Origin of the sequence: Vibrio sp. 10N.286.52.F8 (assembly GCF_041468745.1) — a bacterium.
In the GTDB taxonomy this organism is placed as follows: domain Bacteria; phylum Pseudomonadota; class Gammaproteobacteria; order Enterobacterales; family Vibrionaceae; genus Vibrio; species Vibrio crassostreae_C.
This window is the reverse complement of the sequence record NZ_JBFRJF010000087.1, coordinates 1-449: the sequence shown is the minus strand read 5'-3', so window position 1 is coordinate 449 and position 449 is coordinate 1. Positions and strand designations below refer to the sequence as shown.

The 449-nt window shown below is 48.3% G+C and carries 1 protein-coding gene; it reads right to left on the bottom strand.

The window, feature by feature from the left end:
- Positions 1 to 449, bottom strand: a 449-nt coding sequence (locus AB4133_RS22065) for a tandem-95 repeat protein (RefSeq protein ID WP_372225767.1), incomplete at both ends; no start/stop codon positions are given.

Genomic DNA, 449 nt, shown 5'->3' with positions numbered 1-449 from the left:
TCGATTGAGTACGCTAGGTCACCAGACACAGGCGCATCATCAACCGCAGTCACACTTACATCGATGTTCGCAGAGACCGTATCGGTACCATCTGATACATCGAAACCGAAGTTTACGTCGCCATTGAAGTTTTCATTTGGCGCAAAGGTGTACGTACCGTTACCGTTGTCGGTCAGAATACCGTCACCGCCATCGTAGGTCACACCTTCAACCGTTAGGTTGTCACCTTCAATATCAGTAGCACCGGTTAACAGGTCAGCATCGGTGAAGATAAGCGTTCCATCTTCTTCAACACTGAACTGTTGATCTTGAGGGACAGGCAGGTCATTAACTGGGTTAACGGTTAGATCCGCAGAAGCCTGAACGGTGTTAGTACCATCAGAGATATCGAAGCTGATATCGATGTCACCGTTGAAGTTCTCATCTGGCGTGATGGTGAAACTGCCATC